Genomic DNA, 24,108 nt, shown 5'->3' on the forward strand with positions numbered 1-24,108 from the left:
TTGAAACAGTTTCGCTCGCTAGTGCGTTGATTCAGCCGAAATGTCTTGCACAATTTACAGTTAAGTAATGGCTGCCAACCTCCCCACAATTCTTGTTCTCCCTGGCGGAGGTTATTCGCGACTCGCACCCCACGAAGGCGAGCCCGTTGCTGCCTGGTTGCGATCGATTGGCTGGAATGCCCGCGTCGTCGAATACCCCGTGAGCACCAAACATCCAGCCCCTTTGCTGGCAATTCAGTCTGAAATTGCGAAAGAACGTGCGCTAGGGGCCCCGCTCGTGGGCGTTTTGGGCTTCTCCGCTGGCGGCCATTTAGCTGGTCACGCTGCCGTCGCGCCCGTCGCTAAGCCAGAAGAGCGCCCCGATTTCGCGGTGCTCAGCTACCCCGTTGTCAGCATGGTGACGCCGACGCACGCCGGGTCACGCGAAGAACTCATTGGGCTGGATGCCAACGATTATCTTCGGGAAGACACCTCTCTTGAGTTGTTGGTGACACCCGCCACTCCCCCGATGTTTATCTGGCACACCGCCGCCGACGAACCCGTTCCGGTCGCAGAGCACTCCTACCCGCTCGCTACCGCGCTGGCAGAGGCCGGAGTACGCCACGAACTGCACGTCTTCGCGGACGGCAAGCACGGCTTGGGCCTTGCAGAAGGCACGCCAGCCGAAGCGTGGCAGGCGCTCTGCGAGATCTGGTTGAGCTCGCTGCGCTAACAGCCGCTCGCGCGCGCCGGCTGCCTGTTCATTCCGCTAACGACGCAAGCTGAAGGCTTCTGCCTTGCTCGTGGGGCCGGAAACCAGAATGGTGTCGTCGGCAGCAATAACCGTTTTCTCGTCAGTGTAGGTCCACGCTCCGCCGTGCGGACGCACCGCAGTGACCGTGACGCCCGCCGTTGAACGAACCCGCGATTCCCCGAGCGTCTTGCCGATGATCGCGACGGGCGGCGCCATCTTGACGAGCGAAAAATCGTCGCCGATCTCAAGGTAGTCCTGCATGGAACCGCGCACGAGGTGAGCTACCCGGCGACCCATCTCCTTTTCGGGGTAGATCACGTGGCCCACGCCGAGTTGTTCCAGAATCGTGCCATGCGCGTCGCTCACCGCTTTCGCCCACACGTGCGCCACGTTGAACCGCAACAGCAGCGAAGTCGTGAGAATGCTCGCCTGAATGTCACTGCCGATCGCGACAACCACGCGATCGAACTCAGGCACCGCCAACTGCTGCAGCACCTCTTCACGCGTTGAATCGGCGGCGACCACATGAGTGAGCTGGCCGTTGAGTTCTTGCACGATCGACTCATCCAGATCGATGCCGAGCACTTCAGTGCCATTGGCCATGAGCTCCAGCGCGAGGGCGCGGCCGAAACGGCCCAACCCGATCACCGCCACCGAATCTGCGGCAGCCACACTCGAAGCATCCGAACCAGAGAACATGCGCAATTTAGCCAATGATCGGCCTTTCTTTGGGAAGTTCATACAGGACAGCGCGCTCACGCAGAGCGAGCGCGGTAGCAAAACTAATCGGACCAAGGCGGCCCACAAACATGAGAACAGCGAGGATCAGTTGCGCCGCGACCGGCAGTTCAGGGGTGATGCCCTCTGAGAGCCCGACCGTGCCGAAGGCCGAGACGGTTTCGAACAGCACCGGGCTCAGCGGCAGCCCCGACAACAACATGATCGTGACCGTGGATGTCGCCACGACTCCCCCCGACAGCAAGACCACCGCGATCGCTTGGCGGTGCACCGCGCGCGACAGTCGCTTGCCGAAAACATTCACGACGCCGTCTCCGCGCACCTCCGCGAGGAGGATGAAGAACAGCACCGCAAAAGTCGTGACCTTGATGCCACCGGCAGTGCCGGCCGGGCCGCCTCCGATGAACATGAGCGCGGTCATCCCGAACTGGGTCGCTTCGCTCATGGCACCGATATCGATGCTGTTGAAGCCAGCGGTGCGGGTCTGCACGGATTGGAAAAACCCGGCGAGAATCTTGGTGTGCCAGTCGAGCGGGCCGAGGGTCGCGGGGTTGTTCCACTCGATGAGCGTGATGTAGACGGCACCCGCGACGAGAAGCAGTGGAGTCGCGGCGATCACGATGCGCGTGTTCATGCTCCACTTGAGACGGTTTCCGCCGAAGCGCAGCAGTTGAATGATCACCGGGAAGCCGAGACCACCGAGGATGATCTCGGCACAGAGCGTGAGCGAGACCACCGGGTCGTCAACGAACGACATCATGTTGTCGCTGAAGAGCGCAAAGCCAGCGTTGTTGAACGACGACACTGCATGGAAAAGCGCGAACCACGCCGCCTCGCCCACGCTGTAGCCGTAGCGAAGCAGGAACCAGAAGAAGAGGATGACCGCACCGGCACCCTCGATGATGAGGGAAATCTTGAGCACACCGAGAATCAGCGACCGCACGTCACCGAAACCAACATTCTTGGTCTCTGCCGCGGCCGTAATGCGAGAGCGCAGCGACAGTCTTCGCACGACGGCGATACCGATGATGGAGGCGAACGTCATGACTCCGAAGCCGCCGACCTGGATGAGCACCATGATGACGACCTGGCCGAAGCCGGTCCAATACGTGGAGGTGTCGACGATCACGTGACCGGTCACACACATCGCGGAGACCGCAGTGAAGAACGCCTCCACGAGGGTTGCGCCGCCCGGACCGGTACGCGAAATGGGTAGCGCCAGCAGGGCTGTGCCCGCTGCGATACCAATCAAAAACCCGAGAAGAGTGAGCTGCGCTGGGTGAACCAGTTTTCGCTTGCTCCCCGTCCCGCGAAGGATGTTGTGCACCGGGATACAGTACGCCTGTTTGGGGCCAATCGTCACGACTTTTCATTCGCTACTGTTAAGAGCAACCACTGCAACGACCGGAGGCTCGCCGTGCCCAACGCCCCGGACGACCGGCCGCAGGCTCACCGGCTGCCCGCCGACGCTGACGAGCTCCACGCGCCGCTGCGCCGCCCGTGGCATTTCCCGCGCTGGCGACGGCGCTTGCGAGCCCGGCTGCCGATGAACAGCGACATCGAGATCACCCGCACGGTTGTGGGGATGCCCGAGATGATCCGCATCCGACCTCGTCATCTTGCACTCGCCGCCCTTGGTGGTGGGCTTGGTGCTGCTGTGCGATTCATCATCGCGCAGACGACTCCGATCTGGGAAACCCTCTCGCTCGGGACCGTGATCGTCAACGTCGCGGGGCCGTTCCTGCTCGGGCTGCTGCTGCAGAGTCTGGCCGAACGTCAAGAATCTAGGCGGATGCGCGTGATCCGGCTCCTTACTGCCGTCGGGTTCTTGGGCGCCCTCACGAGCTACGCGCAGCTCGCAGTTGACATTGTGATCGTCTCTGAACGCCACCACGTTCTGCTCGCGGTTGCTTACGGTAGCGCAACGCTCATTGCCGGAGCGGGAGCCGTCTGGCTGGGCGTCTTTACGTCGAAGAGTTGGTTCCGCATTCTGCGCCAGCACGAACGGTTGGTTCGATGATTCTCGGAGCACTCTTCATCACCGTCGCGGGCGGGCTGGGCGCCGCCCTACGCCTAGCCGTGAACGCGTTCGTGCACCGCCGCATCCGCACCAACTATCCCGTCGCAATGTCGATCATCAACATCACCGGATCGTTTCTGTTCGGCCTCATCACGGGAATGACGGCCGGTCATTTCGTGCCCGAAGAACTCGGCCTCTACGCCGGAGTCGGCATGGTGGGCGGCTTCACCGCGTTCAGCACGACAAGCTTTCAGACTCTGCGGCTGCTGCAAGAAAACCGGGTGTGGCTCGCCATCGCGAACTCCTTCGGCATGCTTGCTGTCGCCGTGCTGGTAGCGGCGCTCGGACTCATGATCGGCCGGGCGCTCTGACCCAGCCGTTCGCTGAGTCCCGACGGCGCACTTAGGCGCTGATCGGCTCCAACACGAAGACCGGAATCTCGCGCTCGGTCTTGGCCTGGTAATCCTCATAGTCGGGGTACGCCGCGACCGAACGCTCCCACCAGAGAGCCTTCTCGTCACCGGTCACCTCGCGGGCCATAAAATCACCCTTGATTCCCACATCGTGCAGCTCAACGTGCGGCTGAGCGACGATGTTGTAGTACCAGACCGGATGCTTCGGTGCCCCACCGAGCGAGGCAACAACGGCATAGTTGCCATCGTGTTCCACTCGCATGAGCGCGGTCTTGCGCAGCTTGCCAGATTTGGCACCCACCGTGGTCAAGACAATGATCGGCATCCCGCGCATGAGGTTGCCCTCGTGGCCGTTGCTGGCTTCAAAAACGTCGGCCTGGTTGCGGGCCCACTCTGACGTGCTGGGTTCGTACTCTCCTGTAAGCGGCATGGCTCCACGTTACCTGCCGACACCTGAGCCTGTTACTCAGAGATAGGTAGTTTTTACTCACGCGCCCGAGCACGGCCGAGGAGTTTACTTGGCGCATGATCACTTCACAGCGCGCGCTGAAAAGCGCCATCGCCATCTCCCTTGCGGCAGGGCTCTCCGTCTCCCTCTCCGGCTGCTTCGGCAACCCGCTCGAGGACTTCACTGACAACCTCATCGAGAACACCGTTGAAAACGCGATTGAGGGCGCAACCGGTGTCGACGTGGATGTCGATGGCGACGGCACTGGAGGCTCGCTGCCGAAGTCGTGGCCCGCAGAAGTACCCGCGCCGGACGGCGACATCCTGTTCTCGCTCGGCATCGATGGGGGCTACAGCGCCACCATCAACGTGGGGGATGAAGCGGCAGCGCAAGCTGGCTACGACAAGCTCGTCTCGAGTGGCTTTGAAATGATTTCCGAGCTCTCGCTCGGCGACGAGGGCTTTCTCTACGGTCTACAAAGTGACGACTGGATCATTCAATACTCGTGGGGAACCACCGAAGAAGACGGCACTCTCGTGAACATGATCGTGTCCGCGAACGAGGAGTAAAGACCCGCTTCGTTCTCGCCGCTGCTACAGCTCGGCAAGAACCTCTTCAAGCTCAACCCGACCCTTGACCCCCAGCTTGCGATAAATACGAGCCAAATGGTTGTCAACGGTTCTGACAGACAACCCGAGCTGCTGGCCAATCTCACGACTGCGTTTGCGGCCAGCAGCAGCCCGGGCAATTGTCCACTCTCGCTCAGTGAGCTCGGCGGTGTGAGACTCCCCCGGCACCTGATCCATGTCGGCCGCGAGGCGGCGGGCGAGCAACGTTGCTTTGCGCTCCAACTCGCGCCGGTCGGCCTTCGCCGCGGTGCGTGCACCCGCGAGAAGACCATCGACCGCGAGTGCCGCTAATCCCGAGGAGGCAAGAGCGGGAGCGAGCACACAGAGGCGGGCGACATCCGCTTCGGCTGCCACCTCTGCCCAGTCGCGGATGCTGGCCACCAGCGGCGAAGGCGAGAGGTGCGTCAGCAATTCCAGTTGCTCGCGCGCGACAGCGGGATGCCCCACCCGAATCGCCACAGTAAGAGTGAGGGCACTCAGCAAGAAGTGACCGAGGATTATGCCCTCGGCGGCAGCCGCGACGATCACGCCGGCCGCTTCGTCGGTGCGCCCCTCGGCCGCCAACAACCAGGCCTCGCACTCGGCGCGCTGCAGAATGACTTTGGCGTCGCCAGCATGCTCTGGGGTGATTTCGGAGAGCAGTTCTCTGGCTGTTTCTGGCTCACCCAACTGGGCGTCGACGGTGGCGTGCAAGGCAATCGCGGTGCCAAGCAACCCGGTGAAGTCGCGCCACTTCAACTGTTCAACTGCCAGAGTGGCGAGCGATTGGGCGTCGCTCAATCGCCCCTCGTGAAGGCGCACAATGGCCAGCGCGAACGACCACACCCCGGCAGAATCTGCGAACCGGTCGAGGCGGCGCTGGGTTGCGAAATCGCGGGCGCGGCCGATCTCGGCTGAGGCAACGAGCGCCAAGAACTCGGAGAGATCGAGAAGCGAGCTCGCGAACGGCGCTTCAAAGCGGAAAGCGTTGGCGAGGGGTCGGGTCTGCAGAATGGCGGCAAACGCATCGGCGGGATTGCCCGCCATCGTCGCGATCATTGCCGCGGTGAGTCCCGCGTTCACGGCGCCGAGCCCGCCCTCGGGAGATACCGGGTCGGCGACCTCGGCGAGAGCTTGAGCGTCTCCCGTCATGAGTTGCCACTTGGCCAGTTCCGGACGCAGCACCGGCTGAGCGCGAGCATCCATTCGCGACAATTCGCACGTCACCCGGTCGACAGCATCCGAGGGTCGAGAGAGGCGATAAACCATGTGCTGACCCCAGCGGGCGAGGGCAATAGCCCGCTGTTCGTCATCGCCGGAGAGACCAATCGCCGACTCGAACACTGCGGACGCCCGGTCGGACTGGGCCAGAGCCGAGAGCGCACTCGCAAGCACCAGCTCAGGCGCGAACCGCCGCTCACTGAGTTGGGCGCGTTCCGCGAGCGATGCCGCAACAGCATGGTCGCCGGCGGCATGGGCGTAGCTCGCCGCCCAATCCAAATCGTCGTTGCTGATCACGGCATCCGTCGAGATGAGCAATACCGTTGCCGTGAATCGCAGTTGCTGATCGCCCATCGGAATCAGTCGACCCGCGATCTCCGTGACCAACTCTGCGCGTGTGTCCTGCGTCAGCTCGATCGTGAGCGCCTCGGCAAAGAGAGGATGCGCTAGCCGCAGAAGAGGTGTTGTTTCGTCGCCAGCGTCTTCGACAATGCCCTCGCCCGTAAGGAAGGCAAGCGCATCCGTCTCCTCGGCCCTCATGGCCGCGCGCGGAATGGGCTGCGCGATCGCAATGAGCTGAGCCAACCGACGCTGCGCGGTTGTGAGCTGCTGAACGCGGTCGGCAATCGTTGCGCGCACATGCTTCGGCAGCGTCGCGATCGACACTTCAACCCCAAAATCACCGCTGTGGATGCCACCCGCTCGCGCTGCCGCAAAAATGAGTTCGCGCAGCATCAGTGGGTTGCCGCGGCTCGCCTCGAAGAGACCGCGCAGGCTCTCGGGGCGCAACGTTCCGCCCAAATACTGTTGGAGGATCGACTGGCTGTGTTCGAGGCTCAACCCTTCGAGCTCAACGATGTCGATGAGGTTTTCGTGCAGCAGTCGCGCGATGGGGCCGTCGAGTTCGTGCGAATCCCGGGCTGTCAGGAGCGTCGTGACGCCGAAGACACGTACCAGTTGGTAAAGCACGCTCGCCGAAACGGCATCGAGGAGTGGAGCATCATCGATGACGAGCACAAACTTCTGCGGGTTCTCCCCCACCACACCGACGAGGGCCTGAACGCGGTCGCTCACACTCTCGAGATCGTGCCTGCCCGAACTGGCGAGCACCGGGGCAAGGGCACCGAGGGGAACATCCACGAGCTCAGCGAGACCAATGACGGGGATCACCGTGCGTCCATCGGCGCGCAGAGCCTGCGAGATGTGGGCGCCCAATGTTGTCTTGCCGACCCCACTCGGGCCGCGCAACATCACCGACCGCGGTCGAGGGCCGCGAAGGGCCGCAAGCACAGCATCCCGCTCACTTTCACGGGGCAGAACCGGCCACCGTGCCATGACATGCCTCCCCGCCTCGACCAATGATGTGGCCGCCAGCATAGTGGCCGGGCGTCACAACCTGAATAACCTTCCATAAGGCATGCTGGAATGATCGCCGCCCGATGCCCCACTCAGGAGACCTGTGCCATGATCACCATCGCCCTACCGGACCAGCACATTCACGACCGACTGGCGCCGCAACTGCCCGACGTGAACGTTATCGTGTGGGGTCCGGCCGACGGCGCTCCCCCGGTGCACATCGACCTCGCGCTCCTCGGCTACCTAGGCGCGAGTGGCGGTCTCGCATCATTTGCCGGAATGGATGTCGCAGCACTCCAGTCGCAATCCCTCGGGTACGACGGCGTCGAGACCCGTCTGCCGGCTGGCATCACTTACTGCAACGCCATCGGTGTGCACGAAGCCTCCACCGCCGAGCTCGCGGTCGGCATGATCATCTCTGAGCAGCGCGGCTTTCCTCAGCACTTCGCTCACCAACAGGCCGGCATCTGGGACCAGCACGAACAGCCCGGAGTTGCGGGCACAACCGTCGTCATCGTCGGCGCCGGTGGGGTCGGCAACCAGATCGCCGACAAGCTTGCCCCCTTCGACGCCAACGTTGTGCGGGTAGCCCGCACTAACCGCAGCGATGCCCGCGGCGCCGTGCAATCAATGGATGCCCTGCCCGCGTTACTCGCCAAAGCCGACATCGTGGCGATCGCCGTGCCCCTCAGCGATGAGACCACCGGGCTCGTCGACGCCTCCTTCCTAGAGGCGATGAAACCTGGCGCGCTTCTCGTGAACGTGTCTCGGGGCAAGATCGTCGACACCGACGCCCTCGTGGCTGCGGCATCCACCGGTCACGTTCGCGCGGCGCTCGACGTCACTGAGCCGGAACCGCTGCCCAGCAATCACCCGCTCTGGTCGACGCCCGGCGTCACCATCACCCCGCACATCGGCGGCGCAACCTCAGCCATGCACGCCCGAGTGGATGCCGTCATGCGCGAGCAAGCGCGTCGGCTCGTCGCTGGCGAGCCGCTCGCGTACGTGGTGATTGACGGGCGCTAGCGGTCTACCCCGCTAACGCCCGACCACTCAGTACTACTAGCTACTGGGCTGGGCAATAACCGGCTGAGTGACAACGATGGCGTGAGTTCCGGCGCTCAGCGCGACGCCGTTCTCTACCGTGACGCCGTCGACGGTAATCACCGATGAATCGCCGGCTGGGGCATCCAGCAGGCCGGAGCTTCCCATGGGAAGCGTGACCGTCGCCAGCAGCGAATCATTCTCAAGACGCCAGTCGATGGCAACTTCACCGGCGCGCGATTCGACAGAGGCTCGCGCCCAGTCGATTCCCACTGCCGGGCGCGGAGCGACATGCACGAGTTCGTAACCAGGGCGCTCCGCGTCGGGAGCAATGCCGGCCACCGTGCGGTAGACCCAGTCAATTACTGCGCCGTACGCGTAGTGGTTGAACGAGATCATCGAGTCGCCCGTGTCCATGTCACCCTGGTGGATCGAACCATCGGGCTGGATGGCATCCCAGCGTTCCCAAATCGTCGTGGCTCCACGGTCGACCTGGTACAACCACGACGGAGCATCGCGGCGCAGCAGCATGAGGAATGCTTCGTCGTTGTGGCCCGTGCGCGTCAGCGCCGGCAAGACCAACGGAGTGCCGAGGAAGCCGGTCGTGATGCGACCGGCGGTGTCCCGCACGAGCTGAGCGAGCTCGTTTCCGAGAGTCTCATGCTCAGCAACGGGCGCAATCGTGAACTCAATGGCCATCGCAAGTCCAGCGGCGCTGTTGCGCGCGTCGGTTCCCCAGCGCTTCCACGTCTCGGCAGCAACGGCATCGGCGAGCGCGTCAATCCGCGTTGCTTCGTCAGCGTCACCGACCAAGCGCTCGGAGCGAGCAAGCAGTCGAGCCGAGTGCGCGTAAAACGCGTTCGCCACGAAGTCCGCCGATACCTTGGCTTCCCACGGACGGTCGCCCGGGGCATCAGGGTCGAGCCAGTCACCGAACTGGAACTCGGTCGACAGCACGATGCCGTCGCCCGCCCAGTTGGCCAAGTACTCCACCCAGCGGCGCATGCTCGAAAGCTGCTGTTCGAGAACTTCGGTCGAACCGTAGGACTCGTAGATCGACCACGGCACGATTGTCGCCGCATCGCCCCACCCAGCACGCCCCATGATCGACGTCGGAACACCATCAAGAAGGAAGTCGGAGTCGATGAGCATGTTGGGCACCACGGCAGCGACCGCACCATCGTCATCCTGATCAATCTCAAGGTCGAGAAGCCAGGAGCGCCAGAAGCTTTCGGTGTCGAAGATCGTGTTGGCAGTCATCGCGAAGGCCTGGGCGTCGCCCGTCCACCCCATGCGCTCATCGCGCTGGGGGCAGTCGGTCGGAACTGAGACGAAGTTGTCTCGCTGCGACCAGAGCACGTTCTCGTGCAAGCGGTTCAGCGCGGTGTGTGAGCTCTCGAAGTGGCCGCGGCGCGGGGTATCGGAGCTGATGGCGATGCCGACCGCACTGACGATCTCAACATCACCCAACACATCCGCGTACCGAAAACCGTGGAAGGTGAAGCGCGGTTCGAGCGTGTGCTCGCCGTCGCTGTCGAGCACGTAGGTGTCTGTTGCCTTCGCCGAGCGGAGCGCCGCAACGTGCAGAGCGCCGTCGGGCTCGAGCACCTCTGCATGCCGAACCGTGACGGTGTCGCCCTTCTTACCGCGAACCACCAAGCGAACCCAGCCCGCGATGTTCTGGCTGCCATCGAGCACGGTGCGCTCTGCGGTCGAGACCGTGGTCATCGGGAACTCTGCGATGGTGCGGATCGGGGGCGCAATGCGGGGAACGAAGAGTGCCGGGTCGACATCCAGAACCTGCACGGCGCTCCACGCGCTGTCGTCGAATCCTGGGCTGCTCCAGCCGGCGGGCTCCAACGAGAAGTCGATGTCAGTGCCGTCATAAATGCTCGACGCCGTGACCTCGCCCGTGGATGCTCGCCACGAGTCATCGGTGAGGAACTCCTCGTGGCTGCCATCGGCGAACTCGACCTCGAGCTGAGCGATGAGGCCCAACTCGGTGCCGTAGATCGCGTCGCGGTCGCGCCAGCCGAGGCGGCCGCGGTACCACCCGTCGCCGAGCATCGCGCCGAGCACGTTCTCACCTTCGGTGAGTAGCGCCGTGACGTCGTGCGTCGCGACAACGATGCGTTCTTGGTAGGCGGTCCAGCCTGGAGAGAGGTGCTCTTCTCCGACGCGAGTGCCGTTGATTGCGAGTTCGTGAACGCCGAGCGAACTCACGCGCAACCGCGCCCGCACGGGCTTGCTGGCCAGCGTGAGCGAGCGGCGGAAGTACGGCGAGACGCCGGCAAGTGGGGCGGGAATGCTAATGACGGCCGCGCTGAGAGTGTCAACGCCTGCTTCGACGCCGAGCTCGCTGCTCCACGCGGTCCAGCCGGCGGCTGTTGCAACGCGAACGCGAAAGTGACGCACCCCCGCAGCGGGAAGGTCTCCCCCGGGAGCGAGAACTCCGGATGTCCCTGCACCCTCGGTCGGGTCGGTCACCGACTCTTCGGTGTCGTTGCCGTTGCCGTTGCCGTTGCGCCAGGAAATTTGGTAGCCGAGGACCGCCGTAGCTTGTTCGCCTTCGAGGGACCAGGTCAAGCGCAGCCCCGTTCGCGGCACACCGATCAGGTCGTCGGTGTACTGGGTCCGCAGGTACGTTGCCCGAAGTCGATCATCAGACTTATCAAAAGTCGGTAGGAATGCCACAGGTGGGGGCCCTTTCGTTTACGTCGTTGTAAGTTCCAGCCTACATAAAACGTTTCAATTAAAATACGTTTATTACGGGTTTTTTGTCACGCGGGGAAGGATTATCGGGGCCTCGGAAGCTCATAGATTCTCATATTTATCGACTCCGATTGACAGCCTCGGGATTCGCCCGTATTCTTTCAGGACGTTGAACCGATTCAATTATGTAGCACCAAGAAACATTCCGACTTTACAAGGAGGTAAAGCAAATGAACGCATTCAAAAAGCGCAGCAAGCTCATGGCGGCACTCGTGACTGGAGCAGCAATTTCGCTCACGATCGCCGGCTGCTCAACCGGCGGAGCAACGACAGACGGGAAAGTTGAACTTTCGCTGCTCGTCGACAACACCGACGCCAACATTGCAACGGTAGAGGCGCTCGCCGAAGCATTCACCGCTCAGAACCCCGACATCGAGATCGACGTTCAGACTCGTCCCGGTGGCGAAGAGGGCGACAACCTCATCAAGACGCGACTTGCTACCGGCGAAATGACGGACCTGTTCTGGTACAACTCGGGTTCGCTCATGCAGGCGCTCAACCCCGACCAGACGCTGCTTAACATCGCAGACGAGCCCTTCATGGACACCGTCACGTCAACCTTCATTGACGGCGTGAGCACGCCGAACGGTGTCTACGCTGTTCCCGCCGGAACCGGCATGGGTGGCGGAATTCTCTACAACGAGGCCATCTACGCCGAACTCGGCCTCGAAGTCCCCGTCACGTGGGATGAGTTCATGGACAACAACGAAGCCATCTCGAACGCTGGCTACGACGCCGTCATCCAGACCTACACCGACGCGTGGACTTCACAGCTCTTCGTTCTCGGAGACTTCTACAACGTTCTCGCAGAAGAGCCCAACTGGGCAGACGACTACACCGCCAACAAGGTGAACTACGCCGACGACGACGTAGCCATTCGCGGCTTCGAGCGTCTCCAAGAGGTTTACGAAGCCGGCTACCTCAACGAAGACTTCGCCTCCTCGACCCTCGATGACGGACTGCGCATGCTTGCTCAGGGCGAGGGTGCTCACTACCCCATGCTGAGCTTCGCAGTCTCGACCATAGTTGAGCTCTACCCCGACCAGGCTGACGACATCGGATTCTTCGCCCAGCCGGGAGATGGCCCGTCAAACGGTCTCACCACGTGGCTCGCAAACGGCATCTACGCTCCCGCCGACACCGAGCACCCCGACGAGGTCAAGAGCTTCATGGCGTTCATCGCAACGGTAGAGGCCTGCGACGTACAGTCCGACGCCGTCGGAGCAACCGGACCGTACTTCATCGAAGGTTGCGTGCTTCCCGATGACGTTCCGAACGCCACCGCCGACCTGCTCCCCTACTTCGAGACCGAAGGCGGAACCGCAGCAGCTCTCGAGTTCCTCTCGCCCGTCAAGGGACCGTCGCTGCCGCAGATCACCGTTGAGGTAGGTTCGGGCATCCGTTCCGCCGCCGAGGGCGCATCGCTCTACGACCAGGACGTCACCAAGCAGGCACAGCAGCTCGGACTCGAAGGCTGGTAACCAGCACTTCGGCAATACGCTGAAACGATCGCGGGGGTCGACTCGACTTCGAGTCGGCCCCCGCATTCATCCATCACAGTCAACGGAGACATCATGGCCATAACCACCGAGCGGCGGCTCGCGCGCCAGTCGAAACGACCGGGGCGCCTTCCCGAAAAACCCCGCAAAAGCCGCCAGAAGAGCCAGTACCCGATGTGGTTCTACATCCCGGCGGCCGTGCTCTTCTTCACGCTGTTTGTGGTTCCCACGATCGCTAGCTTCTACTTCAGTCTTACTCGCTGGTCACTTTTCGACATTGAGTTCATCGGCTTTGACAACTTCGCCCAATTCTTCCGTGAGCCCATGCTCATTCAAGGGTTCGTCAACACCTTCATCTTCGGGTTCATCACCTCGGGGCTGAAAGTCGTCTTCGGCCTGCTGCTGGCTGTGTTGCTTTCCAGCCAGATCATGGGCCGCACCTTCCTTCGCTCAGTCGTCTTCTTCCCCGTGCTGGTCTCCGTTGTCGGCGTCGGCATCACCTTCCGCGTGCTCATGGATCCCTTCGACGGACTCATCAACACAGCGCTTGCCGGCATCGGCGTCGACGGCCCAGGCTGGCTCACCGACCCCAGCTACGCCCTGCTCTCCGTCGCTTTCGTTGAAGTCTGGCGCGGCGTCGGACTCGCGACTCTGATCTTCATCGCCGGAATCGTCGCTATCCCGGATGAGTACTTCGAAGCGGCCACCACAGATGGTGCGAGCCCCTTCCAGAATTTCTGGCACATCACACTGCCGCTGGTACGCCCCGCCATGGTGACCGTCGTCATCCTCTCCCTCATCGGTGGATTGCGATCGTTCGACCTCATTTGGGCGATGACGCGTGGCGGCCCTGGCTTCACCAGCGACGTGATTGCCTCGGTGATCTTCAAGCAGTACCAAGCGGGGTTCTACGGCCTCTCGAGCGCCGGAAACGTGGTGCTCTTCGTTGTCGTCACCGCGATCATTGTGCCCATCTTCTGGTTCCTCAACCGTAAGGAGGCAGACCAATGAAACGTCGCACCCGCTCCATCCTGACCGGAACCCTCGCGATTATCGCGTCGGTCATCGTGTTCCTCGTGCCGTTCACCTTCATCCTGATGACGGCGTCGAAGACCCGCCAAGAGTCCGCAGCCCTGCAGTTTTCGTGGCCCGAGCAGTTCGCTCTCTTCGAGAACATCGTGGAGGTTATCCAAACTCGCGACTTCATGCTCATCACGGCGTTCATCAACTCCACCGTGCTGACAGTGGCAAGCGTCACCCTCATGGTGCTATTTTCCGCCATGGTGGGCTGGGTGCTCCAGCGACGCCAGTCACGCTGGAACCCCGCGATCAACCTCATGGTTCTCGCTGGGCTCATCATCCCGCCAGCCGTCGTGCCGACCATTTGGGTGCTGCAGGGCCTCGAGCTCTTCGGAACGCTCCCCGGTCTGATCCTCATTGAGGTCACGTTCGGACTCTCGTTCTCCGTGCTGATGTTCCGCGCCTTCATTGCCGCCATTCCTCGTGAACTCGACGAAGCGGCGACGATCGACGGAGCAGGCCCCATTCGGCTCTTCTTCCAGGTTGCGTTCCCCCTGCTGCGGAGCGTCATCGTCACGGTGATCGTGGTGCAGGCAGTCTTCGTCTTCAACGACTTCCAGAACCCGTTGTACTTCTTGCCCGGTGACGAAAACGCCACCGTGCAGCTGACGCTCTACAACTTCCAGAGCCAGTTCGATACTCAGTGGAACCTGCTGTTTACGAACATTCTGCTCATCACAATCCCGCCCCTGGTAATGTACATCTTCTTCCAGCGGCAGATCGTGGCCGGCATGACGAGTGGCGCCGTCAAGGGCTAATCCGCATAACCACCACGCATGGGTGCTGTCCTTCGGGGCAGCACCCATACGTCGTTAAGCTGCACTGACGTGGTTAATCTGCACTGACGTCGATCAGTCGAGAAGGTGGATGCCCGCCCGGTACTCCTTGGGGCTGATGCCGTAGGCACTGCGAAAGATGCGGGCAAAGTAGTTCGCGTCGTCGATCCCGGCCTGCTCCCCCACGCGCGCAACCGCCAGATCGGTCGACACGAGCAGCAGAGCCGCGCGCTCGAGCCGCACCTGCGCGATGAAACGTGCGGGAGACGTTCCCAGCTCACGCCGAAAGATTCGCGTGAAGTGGGAGGGCGAGAGATTAGCCGCCGCGGCCACGGCAGGCACCGACCACTCGTGGGCCGGATCAGCGACGATCTGTGCCACGACACTCCACACCAGGTCACTCGACGAGGTCGCCACCTGCTCCACCCGATCCGGATCCCCAAAGTCGGTGAGCACCGCCATGATGCAGGTCAGTAAGCCCACGCTGATCATGAAAGGCGCCTGCGGGCGTTGCTCGAGCGATGTCGCCCAGGCCACGGCATCGCCGAAGACATCGGCCGGTGCGGTCCAACTTGAGGTGCCGGCTGAAAGCAGGCGCCGCGACGAGGTGGCATCAGTAAAGAGCCACGGCAAGTGCTCGAAAAGCACTCGCTCATCGAAGTACACATTCACCACCGTCATGGTGGTGATGGGCTCGAACGAATGCCAGCTTCCCGGCCGCACAAGGAACACCGAACCCGCAACCGCATCATCCGTTCCCGTGCGCGAGATGTGCGTGCCGTGGCCGCTCACGACGAGGGCGATTTCGACGAAATCGTGAGCGTGTGGCTCGATCGTCTCGGGCACATCAACCGATTCTGCCCCGATTCGGCGGGAATCGGCGCCGAGAACTCCCGTGAGTGCGTAGCGGTCCATGCGTGCAACTCTAAAGCATCGCGCCCACAACTAAGCGCGAAAAATGCTAGTCCGTGACCAGCGGTTGCTAACAGTTGTGCGCGATGTGCGATCAAATCGAAGTATTGAACTTGGCTGGATTCAGCCCTGAAGGGTAGACAACGATGTCGGCATTGCACACGACCAGCACCACCGATGCGTCGAGCAACGGCTGGCGAGAAATTGCTCCTGAACTCACGGAGATCGCTGAGTGGTCGCATTCCGGCGCCGCCGTGCTGGCAGACGGCCGCATTGTCGTGTCGACTCCGGGCAGCGCACACGTCAGCGTGATCGCGCCCGACGGCTCAGTGACTACCCTCCCCTGTGGCGCTGGCATCTACCACGGCATGGCCACCGACCCCGGTGTCTCTAGCCCCGCAGTCTGGCTCGCCGACATCGGCGTCGAGGCTGACGGCGGCGGGCTCTTCCTCTTTAACGTCGACTCGAAGGAACTGACGGATGTCGGCCCCGACGACCGCACGACAGCGCACGTCGTCGGCTGGCGACCCACCGCTCTCGCTGTGGAACGCGGCATCACCGATCCGGCCGGTTCCGTGCTCTGGGTGGCGGATGGCTACGGTCACTCGCTGGTGCACCGCCTCGAAGACGGTCGCATCACCCTGACGATCGATGGCTCAGCCTCTGGCCAAGCCTTCGATTGCCCGCACGGTATCGCGCTCGACGATCGCGGCGACGAGACCCTCGTGGTCGTCGCCGACCGCTCGAATGAACGCTTGGTCTGGTTCGACCTCACCGGCGCGTACGTTCGCGAGCTGCGCAGCCCCCTCATCACGAGCCCGAGCTCAATCACCGTGTATGACAACCGTCTTATCGTCACCGAGCTGTTCGGCGGACTGATCGCTGTGGCATCCGACGACACCGTGACCGACCTACTGAACCGCTCCCCTCGCGAGCGCGTTGGCGCCTGGCCGAACGAAGGCGACAGTGACAACCTGCTGCGCCCCGCAGTCGCCCCCGGTCAGATCAATAGCCCACACGGTATTGCCACGACCAAAGACGGCGTTGTGCTGACCGAGTGGATCATCGGCGGGCGCACTATCTTGCTCGGGCACGACATCGTCGGCACCCCCTAACCACAGCACCCTCACTGCACCTCAGCACGAACCAGAACACAGGAGTTCCCATGAAAATCGAAATTGATGCCGCTGCTTGCGTCGGTGCCGGCCAGTGCGTTCTCACGGCAGAAGACCTTTTCGACCAGGACGATGACGGAATCGTGTTGCTGCTCAACGCTGAGCCTGACGAATCTCGCTATGCCGCCGCTCGACGCTCTGCCGCGCTGTGCCCCGCACGCGCGATCACCATTCACGAGTAAATCGTGGAACTGAAGTCGCACTCTGATGTGCTGATCATCGGCGCCTCGACCGCCGGATGCGCCACAGCAGAGTCGTTGCGCCACGAAGGCTTTACGGGCTCGATCACCGTGCTCGGCAACGAGACCTCAGCCCCCTACAATCGCCCTCCGCTCTCGAAGCACGTGTTGCTCGGGGAATGGGAATCGGAGAAGGCAGACATCTTCGCCGACGGTGCAGCGGAGCGTGCCGGCATCGACCTCCACACTGACGTGACCGCTCACGCGCTGAATACGGCCGAGCGCAGTGTCTCCACGAACCGCGGCGACATTTCTTACGGCACGCTTGTGATCGCCACCGGTGCCCGGGCTCGCCAGTTGCCGGCCAGCGTCGACCCAGACCACGTAGCGCTCACGTTGCGCACTCGCGAAGACTCGATGCTGCTTCGCGAACGCCTCGAAAACTCCCGCTCCGTCGTTGTCATTGGCTCCGGAGTTCTCGGGTCAGAAATCGCCGCGGCGGCTCGCAAGAAGGGGTGCGCCGTGACAATCGTCGGCCGCTCCGGGGCCCTGACGTTGGGTTCGGTTCGCGATCTGTTGACACAACGCCTCGAACGACTTCACGCGCAGAATGACGTTGAGTTGCGTTTAGCTGAGGGCGTCGCCTCGATCACGCACGACGGCACGACGGCCCACGTGACTCTAACCTCGGGTGAGCAGCTCGACGCCGACACCGTTGTCGCCGCTGTTGGCGCCATCCCGAATGTGGAGTGGCTCGAATCGAGCGGCCTCACCACCTCCCCAGCACTGAACTGTGACTCGCACGGACAGTGCGCGGAAAACATCTATGCCGTCGGCGACGTCGCCGCCTGGCACGACTCTCGCACCGGCCGCTGGCTCCCTGACGAGCACCAACTGACAGCGCTCCAACACGGTCAAGCCGTTGCACGCCACATCGCTACGGGCGAGAAGGCTGAACCCCCGGTTCCCTTCTTTTGGAGCGAGCTCTACGGCGTTCGTTTTCAGGCCTACGGGCGATTCCCCGCAGAGGCCGAACTCGTCACGACGCACGGCGACCGTGAAAGCGGAGACTTCGTAGCCCTCAGCATGCTCGATGGGCTCCCCCACGGAGTCGTCGCCAGCAACATGTCCCGCTACTTTCGGCAGGCCCGGCCAGCCGTCGATGCCACCCTCTCGGGCACTCCCGCCCCAGCGACAACCACCACACCTTCGACCGCCCCTCCAGGAGGACAGTCATGACAACCACCCCCGCTGCCGCCGGAGTGTGCCCCTTCACCGGGCGCTCCTCGGCACTTCCGCTCGACGGCAACCCGCACGTTCCCACCCCGGCTCTCGCCGAATTCCGCGAGAACGGCCCGGCCACGCCGATTCGTTTCGCCGATGACCACGAAGGCCTGCTCGTCACCCAGTTCGGGATGGCGCAGGCAGTGCTCGAGGATCCGCGCTTTACGCAGAACCCTCGCCGCTTTCTCCTGGGACCGCCCGAGGGCGAAGTCCACGACGTTGATCAGCAAGCGAAGGATGCCCTGGCCGTCGCCGACATCCTCTCTCTCGATGGCGACCAGCACCGTCGCATCCGCCGTTCGGTCACCGCTCGCTTCTCGGTGAAGGCCGCCCGCGGACGTCGTGAAGCGGTGCGCGGTTTCGTCACCGAAACGCTCGACGCCTTCTTGGCCGGCCCCAACCCCGGCAACGTGACCACCGACCTCGCCACCCCCATCTCGGTGCGGAGCCACTGCCTCGTTCTCGGTGTACCCGACAGCCACGTGCAACTCTTCGGCGACACCTTCGCTAAGCCGACCACGACGCAACGCAAGTTCGATGTCATCCGCGAACTTCTCGAACTCGTCCGTCTCTCCCCCGGCGACAACGTCTTTAGCGACCTCATCGCCTCTGACCTCACTGCAGCCGAAGTGGAAGGACTCGCGTGGGTGCTGTCCGTCTCCGGTCGCGACTCGGTGGCCTACATGATCTCGATGTCGGTTTTGACACTCTTGAAGCACCCGGAACAGTGGGAACTGCTCAAGCGCGAACCCGAACTTCTGCCGGGCGCAATTGAAGAGCTCGTTCGCTACAACACGATGTTCCTCACCGTCTTCAGCCGGACAGCGCTTGAGGACATGGAAATTCAGGGCGTGACGATCCCGAAGGGGCAATCCGTGACGGTTTCCCCCGTGGGCGCTAACCGTGACCCGGAGCGGTTCGACGACCCCTCGACCTTCGACATCACACGCGACTCTGCCGGCCACCTCGGCTTCAGCCACGGCCCCCACGGTTGTGTCGGGCAGCAGTTCGCGCGCGTGCAAATTACCGAAGCACTCACACAGCTCTTGACGCGCGTGCCCGATCTCACGCTGATCGATGCCGAGTTCGAGTCGCCCTATCCGCTCGCGTCATACCTGCCCACCTACGAAGCGCCACCGGTTAACGTCATCTGGTAGCGTTCGCCCCCGATCATCCCGCGCCGCGGCTACATCGAGTCGATAGCGCTTGCTGAGGTGGAGCGGCGTACGACCAGCTCCGGCTGGAAGACAACGTGACGCGCGGCCATGTCGGGCGCTTCAACTTCTTCAAGCAAAATCTCTAGTGCGGTGTGCCCGATCATTCCTGCTGGCTGACGGATTGACGACAGCGGGACCACTGCGGCCGAGGCAAAGTCGATGTCGTCGTAGCCGATAAGGGCGATGTCTTCGGGAACCCGCACATCCGACCCCTGCAGCATGAGCGCTTGTAAAACGCCCATGGCTACCAAATCGTTGGCGGCGAAAACGGCGTCGGGCCGTTCGGTGCGCGCGGCGATGCTCGCGCCTGCCTTGCGACCAGCGATGACGCTGAGCGAGTCAAGGTCAATCACCTCAAGGGTGACACCATCATGTTCGCGCACGGCAAGTCGAGCGCCTTCGAGACGGTCGGCAACTTGGTGGATCGAGAGCGGGCCACCCACGAAAACGATGCGAGTGCGGCCTTCGGCGATCAAATGCTCCACGGCCATTCGGCCGCCTGCCACGTCATCCACTGTGACCGAACTGAAGCTGCGGTCGGGGCTTGCCCGGTCGACAAGAACGGCAGGAATGCCGCGATCACGCAGCGCCGTCAACCGTGGCGTGATCTCACCGATCGGCGAGATCAGGACGCCGTGGGAACGTTGCTGTTCGAAGAGGTCGAGATAGGCGAGCTCGCGCGAAGGGTCTTCGTCACTGTTGCCCAAGATGATCGAAAGACCCTCTTTGCCAGCGCGGGTTTCGGCACCGCGAGCGACATCCGTGAAAAAGGGGTTGCGCACGTCGAGGACGACGAGGCCTACCGTTTTGCTGTGGCCATCGCGCAGTTGGCGGGCGGCGTCGTTGCGAACGAACCCGAGGGCCTCGATGGCCCGCTGCACCTTCTTGACGGTGGCCGGCGCGACCTTGGCCGGATGGTTCATGACGTTCGAGACCGTTCCGACGGAAACGCCTGCGTGCTGAGCGACATCTTTGACGCTAACGGTACTCATTGAATCCCATTCCTGAGGGCGAAATCGCCCCATTTTATTGAATCGTTCAATTGTGCCACGATTCGCCAGTTCTTGACGGAATGAGGCAAAAGAACGTATTCTCGTGGGAACGACTTAAAACGATTCAATGACGAGTTGATGAGTGAGGCGTCTCGTTCTCCGCATCGGAGGGCGAGACGCGGCACTCCGCAGAACAAAGGACCCAGCAGTGACTAGCTTCAGCTCCATCGCCACCCGCCTCGAAGAGCAGGCCATCGAACTCCCCTCCTGGGCCTTTGGTAACTCGGGCACACGATTCAAAGTTTTCGGAACCCCCGGAACGCCTCGCACCCCCGAAGAGAAGATTGCGGATGCGGCTCAGGTCAACAAATACACGGCACTGTCGCCGACTGTCGCCCTCCACATCCCGTGGGACAAGGTCGATGACTACAGCGCCCTGCGCCGCTTCGCTCAGGACCACGGCGTTGACCTAGGAACGGTGAACTCAAACACGTTCCAAGACGATGACTACAAGTTCGGTTCACTCACCCACGTCGACCCCACAATTCGCCAGAAGGCCATTGACCACCACTTCGAGTGCATCGACGTGATGGATCAGACGGGCTCGCGCGACCTCAAGATCTGGCTTGCTGACGGCTCAAACTACCCCGGCCAGGCCGACATCCGTGGTCGCCAGGATCGTCTTGCCGACTCGCTTGAGCAGATTTACGCCCGCCTCGGTGAAGAGCAGCGCATGGTGCTCGAGTACAAGTTCTTCGAGCCCGCTTTTTACCACATGGATGTTCCGGACTGGGGAACCAGCTACGCCCAGGTTTCCGCCCTCGGCGAGCGCGCGCTCGTGTGCCTCGACACCGGCCACCACGCCCCCGGCACAAACATCGAGTTCATCGTGATGCAGCTGCTGCGTCTGGGCAAGCTTGGCTCGTTCGACTTCAACTCACGCTTCTACGCCGACGACGACCTCATCGTGGGCGCGGCTGACCCGTTCCAGCTGTTCCGCATCCTGTACGAAGTTGTCCGCGGCGGCGGCTATGGCACCGACAGCGGCGTGGCCTTCATGCTCGACCAGTGCCACAACGTCGAAGACAAGGTTCCCGGCCAGCTGCGTTCGGTACTCAACGTACAAGAGATGACTGCTCGCGCACTGCTCGTCGATTCGGATGCTCTCACTGCCGCGCAAGACGCCGGCGACGTTCTCGGTGCCAACGGAATTCTGATGGATGCCTTCTACACCGACGTGCGCGCTGACCTTGCTGCCTGGCGTGAGTCGCGGGGCTTGCCGGCCGACCCGATGGCGGCCTACGCGGCATCCGGTTACCAGCAGAAGATCGCCGAAGAGCGCGTTGGCGGCGTTCAGGCTGGGTGGGGAGCCTAGGCGGTTTAACTAGCCCGCAGCCAGCAATAATGGGGTGTACGCTAGCACTTGGTTCGGTTCAATGAATCAAGGGCAGCGGAAGGCACAATGGCGAACATCCGGGACGTAGCGCGGCACGCGGGAGTGTCGGCGGGTACGGTCAGTAACGTACTCAACCGCCCCAGTTACGTCAACGCTGCTACCCGCGAAAAGGTGCTCAGTTCCATCAAGGAGCTCGAGTTCGTTCCCGTCGCCAACGCACGCCAGTATCGCCCCGGCCGCGAGCGCACCCTCGGTTTTGCCCTCGCCGATATGGGCAACCCGTTCTTCGTCGATGTTGCACTCGGAGCAGAAGCTGCCGCGAAAGAGTTCGGCGTTGGTGTGATGATCGTGCACAACGGCGAAGACCCGTCCCGCGAGCAGCAGAACCTTGACTTGCTCGTGCAGCAGCGAGTGCACGGCATCATGATCACGCCAGTGGATGAACGTAATCCCCGTCTCGAAGAACTCATCGATCGCGGCATTCCTGTCGTCTACGTCGACCGCATCTCTGGCGACCGACCGTGCTGCTCTCTTGCTACCGATGACTTCGCGGGCGGCAAGCTCGCCGGTGAACATCTGCTCGACCTTGGGCACACCCGCATCTCGTTCGTGGGAGGCTCCGCGATCTCACGCCAGGTCGATCAGCGGTTCGACGGCCTCGTCGACGCGACGACGAAGGCTGGCGTGCCGGAATCCGACATCGGTCGTATTGACGTTCCGACGTGGAAGTTCGCCGACGGCCGCAATGCCGGGCGACAGATCGCAGCACTCCCCCGCGACGAGCGCCCCACGGCCGTGTTCTGCGCCAATGACATGCTCGCCCTGGGCGTGCTTCAGGAGTTCGTGCTCGACGGCATCGCTGTTCCCGAGGAGGTGTCGATCATCGGTTTTGACGACCTCGACTGGGCGAGCGCCGCCACCGTTCCCCTCACCACCGTGCGCCAACCACGAGAAGAGCTCGGCCGTACCGCAGTGCGGATGATTCTCGACGAGATCGAGCAGGGTGCAGCCCATGAGCACGAACACGTCATCTTCGAGCCTGAACTCATTGTGCGAGCATCCACCGGCCCGGCTCCGAAGCTACGAGACGGTGCACCAAGCGCGTTGCTGGTCTGATTTCTCGACGGCGTCGATAACCTTCTGAATCTCCCACGCCTCACGGAAATCAGGTGACGAGGTCGTACCCGCCGCGATCGCGTCGATGAACTTCTTGACCTCAAAAATCTTGAGTTCGTGGAGCCCGATGTTGATGCCAGACATCGGCCATAGGTCGGCATAGTCACCGTGCCCCTCGCCGAGTTCGATCGTGCGGAAACCGTGGGTGCTGAGACCATCGGAATCGAGAGACACTTCCAACTTGTGGCTGTCTTGTTGACTGAAACGGATCGCTCCGCGAGTGCCCGTGAGCGTGAACGAGACCTCAAAGGCTCGCCCGACTGCCACCCGACTGGCCTGCATCGAACCAATGGCGCCGTTCGCGAACTCGAGCAGCGACAACGAGTAGTCATCGTTGTCGACAACGTGACGGATGCCATCCGCGTCTTTGCGTTCGGGCACAACAATCTTCGTCATTCCGCTGACTCGCGCGACATCGCCAACGAGGTGGCGCGCGATGGAGATCATGTGCGATCCGAGGTCACCGAGCGCTCCCCCACCGGCACGCGACCGATCCGTGCGCCACGTGAACGGCACTTCAGGGTCAATCATGGTGTCGGCGCTGAAGAAGCCAGTGAAGGAGATCAGTTGCCCGAGCTCGCCGGCGTCAACGAGTTGGCGGGCGAGCGCGATGCCGGGGTTCTGCAGGTAGGTGAAACCCACCTGGGTCGTGATGCCTGCTGCTTCAGCGGCCTCGGTCATGGCGAGCGCTCCCTCAACCGTGAGCGCCAAGGGTTTCTCGCACCAGACGTGTTTGCCCGCGCGCGCTGCCGCAATCGCAACCTCTTCGTGGAAGGCGTTGGGCGTCACGATGTTAATCACGTCGATCTCGGGGTCGTTGACCACGTCCTGCCACGAGTCGGATGCTCGCTCGAAGCCGTACTGAGCGGCGGCGCTCTCCGCTCGCGCGAGGGTGGGATGAACAAGCGTGACCAGTCGCGGCTCAAGGGGCAGGTCTCCGAACACCGCGCGCACATTGCGCCACGCCATCGAATGCTCTTTCGCCATCAACCCATCACCGATGAGCCCGATACCAATGGTTGTTACCGCCGTGCTAGTCATGTGCTTGTTCTCCTCTTCATTAAGGAAT

At 62.5% G+C, this 24,108-nt stretch carries 22 protein-coding genes; 14 read left to right on the top strand and 8 right to left on the bottom strand.

The window, feature by feature from the left end:
- The first annotated feature begins 67 nt into the window (after positions 1-67).
- On the top strand, positions 68-712 hold the full coding sequence (locus tag I6E60_RS00265; protein ID WP_197121900.1) for an alpha/beta hydrolase: 645 nt from the start codon (positions 68-70) through the stop codon (positions 710-712).
- A gap of 36 nt (positions 713-748) precedes the next feature.
- On the opposite strand, the gene I6E60_RS00270 is transcribed toward I6E60_RS00265, so the two are convergent.
- Together I6E60_RS00270 and I6E60_RS00275 are read right to left on the bottom strand one after the other, a co-directional pair.
- Positions 749-1,447: a TrkA family potassium uptake protein gene (locus tag I6E60_RS00270; RefSeq protein ID WP_231601076.1), complete on the bottom strand. Its 699-nt coding sequence runs from the start codon at positions 1,445-1,447 to the stop codon at positions 749-751.
- Positions 1,440-2,798 (bottom strand): TrkH family potassium uptake protein, encoded by a 1,359-nt coding sequence (locus I6E60_RS00275; protein ID WP_197178270.1) that lies wholly within the window; start codon positions 2,796-2,798, stop codon positions 1,440-1,442. The genes I6E60_RS00270 and I6E60_RS00275 overlap by 8 nt, the downstream gene beginning before the upstream one ends.
- A gap of 90 nt (positions 2,799-2,888) precedes the next feature.
- Between I6E60_RS00275 and I6E60_RS00280 the strand changes: the two genes are divergently transcribed.
- Together I6E60_RS00280 and I6E60_RS00285 are read left to right on the top strand one after the other, a co-directional pair.
- A complete protein-coding gene (locus tag I6E60_RS00280) occupies positions 2,889-3,491 on the top strand; it encodes a CrcB family protein (RefSeq protein WP_197121904.1) in 603 nt (200 codons plus the stop codon).
- Positions 3,488-3,862, top strand: coding sequence for a CrcB family protein (locus tag I6E60_RS00285; protein ID WP_197178271.1), 375 nt, complete (start codon positions 3,488-3,490; stop codon positions 3,860-3,862). Before I6E60_RS00280 ends, I6E60_RS00285 begins: the two co-directional genes overlap by 4 nt.
- Positions 3,863-3,893: 31 nt before the next feature.
- Here I6E60_RS00285 and I6E60_RS00290 read toward each other — a convergent pair whose 3' ends face one another.
- Entirely contained in the window at positions 3,894-4,334 is a 441-nt protein-coding gene (locus tag I6E60_RS00290) for a nitroreductase family deazaflavin-dependent oxidoreductase (protein ID WP_197121908.1), read from the bottom strand.
- A gap of 95 nt (positions 4,335-4,429) precedes the next feature.
- Here I6E60_RS00290 and I6E60_RS00295 point away from each other — a divergent pair, with 95 nt between their 5' ends.
- Positions 4,430-4,921: a hypothetical protein gene (locus I6E60_RS00295; protein ID WP_197121910.1), complete on the top strand. Its 492-nt coding sequence runs from the start codon at positions 4,430-4,432 to the stop codon at positions 4,919-4,921.
- Between the two features lie 24 nt (positions 4,922-4,945).
- Here the strand turns inward: I6E60_RS00295 and I6E60_RS00300 are convergent, their stop codons facing one another.
- On the bottom strand, positions 4,946-7,516 hold the full coding sequence (locus I6E60_RS00300) for a LuxR C-terminal-related transcriptional regulator (protein ID WP_197178272.1): 2,571 nt from the start codon (positions 7,514-7,516) through the stop codon (positions 4,946-4,948).
- A gap of 90 nt (positions 7,517-7,606) precedes the next feature.
- Between I6E60_RS00300 and I6E60_RS00305 the strand changes: the two genes are divergently transcribed.
- Positions 7,607-8,563, top strand: a complete 957-nt coding sequence (locus tag I6E60_RS00305; protein ID WP_231601077.1) for an NAD(P)-dependent oxidoreductase — start codon at positions 7,607-7,609, stop codon at positions 8,561-8,563.
- A 36-nt stretch (positions 8,564-8,599) separates the two neighbouring features.
- On the opposite strand, the gene I6E60_RS00310 is transcribed toward I6E60_RS00305, so the two are convergent.
- On the bottom strand, positions 8,600-11,275 hold the full coding sequence (locus tag I6E60_RS00310) for an alpha-L-rhamnosidase (protein ID WP_197178275.1): 2,676 nt from the start codon (positions 11,273-11,275) through the stop codon (positions 8,600-8,602).
- 248 nt (positions 11,276-11,523) lie between these two features.
- Here I6E60_RS00310 and I6E60_RS00315 point away from each other — a divergent pair, with 248 nt between their 5' ends.
- The 3 genes from I6E60_RS00315 (at position 11,524) to I6E60_RS00325 (ending at position 14,690) form a co-directional block, all read left to right on the top strand.
- Positions 11,524-12,834: an ABC transporter substrate-binding protein gene (locus I6E60_RS00315; protein ID WP_197178277.1), complete on the top strand. Its 1,311-nt coding sequence runs from the start codon at positions 11,524-11,526 to the stop codon at positions 12,832-12,834.
- Between the two features lie 93 nt (positions 12,835-12,927).
- The gene (locus I6E60_RS00320) at positions 12,928-13,863 is read left to right on the top strand and encodes a carbohydrate ABC transporter permease (RefSeq protein WP_129072818.1); all 936 of its coding nucleotides are present in this window, start codon (positions 12,928-12,930) and stop codon (positions 13,861-13,863) included.
- Positions 13,860-14,690 (top strand): carbohydrate ABC transporter permease, encoded by an 831-nt coding sequence (locus tag I6E60_RS00325; protein WP_197178279.1) that lies wholly within the window; start codon positions 13,860-13,862, stop codon positions 14,688-14,690. Before I6E60_RS00320 ends, I6E60_RS00325 begins: the two co-directional genes overlap by 4 nt.
- 93 nt (positions 14,691-14,783) lie before the next feature.
- Here I6E60_RS00325 and I6E60_RS00330 read toward each other — a convergent pair whose 3' ends face one another.
- Positions 14,784-15,623, bottom strand: coding sequence for an AraC family transcriptional regulator (locus I6E60_RS00330; protein WP_197178281.1), 840 nt, complete (start codon positions 15,621-15,623; stop codon positions 14,784-14,786).
- Positions 15,624-15,766: 143 nt separating this feature from the next.
- On the opposite strand from I6E60_RS00330, the gene I6E60_RS00335 reads away from it, so the two are divergent.
- The 4 genes from I6E60_RS00335 to I6E60_RS00350 are packed head-to-tail and all read left to right on the top strand — an operon-like array spanning position 15,767 to position 19,415.
- Positions 15,767-16,735, top strand: coding sequence for a hypothetical protein (locus I6E60_RS00335; RefSeq protein WP_197178283.1), 969 nt, complete (start codon positions 15,767-15,769; stop codon positions 16,733-16,735).
- A 50-nt stretch (positions 16,736-16,785) separates the two neighbouring features.
- Positions 16,786-16,977: a ferredoxin gene (locus I6E60_RS00340; protein WP_129072814.1), complete on the top strand. Its 192-nt coding sequence runs from the start codon at positions 16,786-16,788 to the stop codon at positions 16,975-16,977.
- 3 nt (positions 16,978-16,980) lie between these two features.
- Positions 16,981-18,213 (top strand): NAD(P)/FAD-dependent oxidoreductase, encoded by a 1,233-nt coding sequence (locus I6E60_RS00345; protein WP_197178285.1) that lies wholly within the window; start codon positions 16,981-16,983, stop codon positions 18,211-18,213.
- On the top strand, positions 18,210-19,415 hold the full coding sequence (locus tag I6E60_RS00350) for a cytochrome P450 (protein WP_197178287.1): 1,206 nt from the start codon (positions 18,210-18,212) through the stop codon (positions 19,413-19,415). The genes I6E60_RS00345 and I6E60_RS00350 overlap by 4 nt, the downstream gene beginning before the upstream one ends.
- 29 nt (positions 19,416-19,444) lie before the next feature.
- On the opposite strand, the gene I6E60_RS00355 is transcribed toward I6E60_RS00350, so the two are convergent.
- Positions 19,445-20,467, bottom strand: a complete 1,023-nt coding sequence (locus I6E60_RS00355) for a LacI family DNA-binding transcriptional regulator (RefSeq protein ID WP_197178289.1) — start codon at positions 20,465-20,467, stop codon at positions 19,445-19,447.
- Between the two features lie 208 nt (positions 20,468-20,675).
- Between I6E60_RS00355 and rhaI the strand changes: the two genes are divergently transcribed.
- Positions 20,676-21,842 carry an L-rhamnose isomerase gene (gene rhaI, locus I6E60_RS00360; RefSeq protein WP_197178290.1) on the top strand — a complete coding sequence of 389 codons (1,167 nt, stop codon included), beginning with the start codon at positions 20,676-20,678 and terminating at the stop codon, positions 21,840-21,842.
- Positions 21,843-21,929: 87 nt separating this feature from the next.
- Positions 21,930-22,979, top strand: a complete 1,050-nt coding sequence (locus I6E60_RS00365) for a LacI family DNA-binding transcriptional regulator (RefSeq protein WP_197178292.1) — start codon at positions 21,930-21,932, stop codon at positions 22,977-22,979.
- On the opposite strand, the gene I6E60_RS00370 is transcribed toward I6E60_RS00365, so the two are convergent.
- Positions 22,944-24,080, bottom strand: a complete 1,137-nt coding sequence (locus I6E60_RS00370; RefSeq protein ID WP_197178294.1) for a Gfo/Idh/MocA family protein — start codon at positions 24,078-24,080, stop codon at positions 22,944-22,946. The genes I6E60_RS00365 and I6E60_RS00370 overlap by 36 nt on opposite strands.
- Between the last annotated feature and the right edge of the window lie 28 nt (positions 24,081-24,108).

It is taken from the genome of Salinibacterium sp. SWN167, from assembly GCF_015864665.1.
GTDB lineage: Bacteria > Actinomycetota > Actinomycetes > Actinomycetales > Microbacteriaceae > Rhodoglobus.

Bases quoted from the DNA above. Each gene is read 5' to 3' on its own strand.
- I6E60_RS00320 (WP_129072818.1), top strand. From the start codon at position 12,928: ATGGCCATAACCACCGAGCGGCGGCTCGCGCGCCAGTCGAAACGACCG.
- I6E60_RS00300 (WP_197178272.1), bottom strand. From the start codon at position 7,516: ATGGCACGGTGGCCGGTTCTGCCCCGTGAAAGTGAGCGGGATGCTGTG.
- I6E60_RS00305 (WP_231601077.1), top strand. From the start codon at position 7,607: ATGATCGCCGCCCGATGCCCCACTCAGGAGACCTGTGCCATGATCACC.
- I6E60_RS00370 (WP_197178294.1), bottom strand. From the start codon at position 24,080: ATGACTAGCACGGCGGTAACAACCATTGGTATCGGGCTCATCGGTGAT.
- I6E60_RS00355 (WP_197178289.1), bottom strand. From the start codon at position 20,467: ATGAGTACCGTTAGCGTCAAAGATGTCGCTCAGCACGCAGGCGTTTCC.
- I6E60_RS00295 (WP_197121910.1), top strand. From the start codon at position 4,430: ATGATCACTTCACAGCGCGCGCTGAAAAGCGCCATCGCCATCTCCCTT.
- I6E60_RS00315 (WP_197178277.1), top strand. From the start codon at position 11,524: ATGAACGCATTCAAAAAGCGCAGCAAGCTCATGGCGGCACTCGTGACT.
- I6E60_RS00290 (WP_197121908.1), bottom strand. From the start codon at position 4,334: ATGCCGCTTACAGGAGAGTACGAACCCAGCACGTCAGAGTGGGCCCGC.
- I6E60_RS00285 (WP_197178271.1), top strand. From the start codon at position 3,488: ATGATTCTCGGAGCACTCTTCATCACCGTCGCGGGCGGGCTGGGCGCC.
- I6E60_RS00335 (WP_197178283.1), top strand. From the start codon at position 15,767: ATGTCGGCATTGCACACGACCAGCACCACCGATGCGTCGAGCAACGGC.
- I6E60_RS00350 (WP_197178287.1), top strand. From the start codon at position 18,210: ATGACAACCACCCCCGCTGCCGCCGGAGTGTGCCCCTTCACCGGGCGC.
- I6E60_RS00365 (WP_197178292.1), top strand. From the start codon at position 21,930: ATGGCGAACATCCGGGACGTAGCGCGGCACGCGGGAGTGTCGGCGGGT.
- I6E60_RS00325 (WP_197178279.1), top strand. From the start codon at position 13,860: ATGAAACGTCGCACCCGCTCCATCCTGACCGGAACCCTCGCGATTATC.
- I6E60_RS00330 (WP_197178281.1), bottom strand. From the start codon at position 15,623: ATGGACCGCTACGCACTCACGGGAGTTCTCGGCGCCGATTCCCGCCGA.
- I6E60_RS00340 (WP_129072814.1), top strand. From the start codon at position 16,786: ATGAAAATCGAAATTGATGCCGCTGCTTGCGTCGGTGCCGGCCAGTGC.
- I6E60_RS00265 (WP_197121900.1), top strand. From the start codon at position 68: ATGGCTGCCAACCTCCCCACAATTCTTGTTCTCCCTGGCGGAGGTTAT.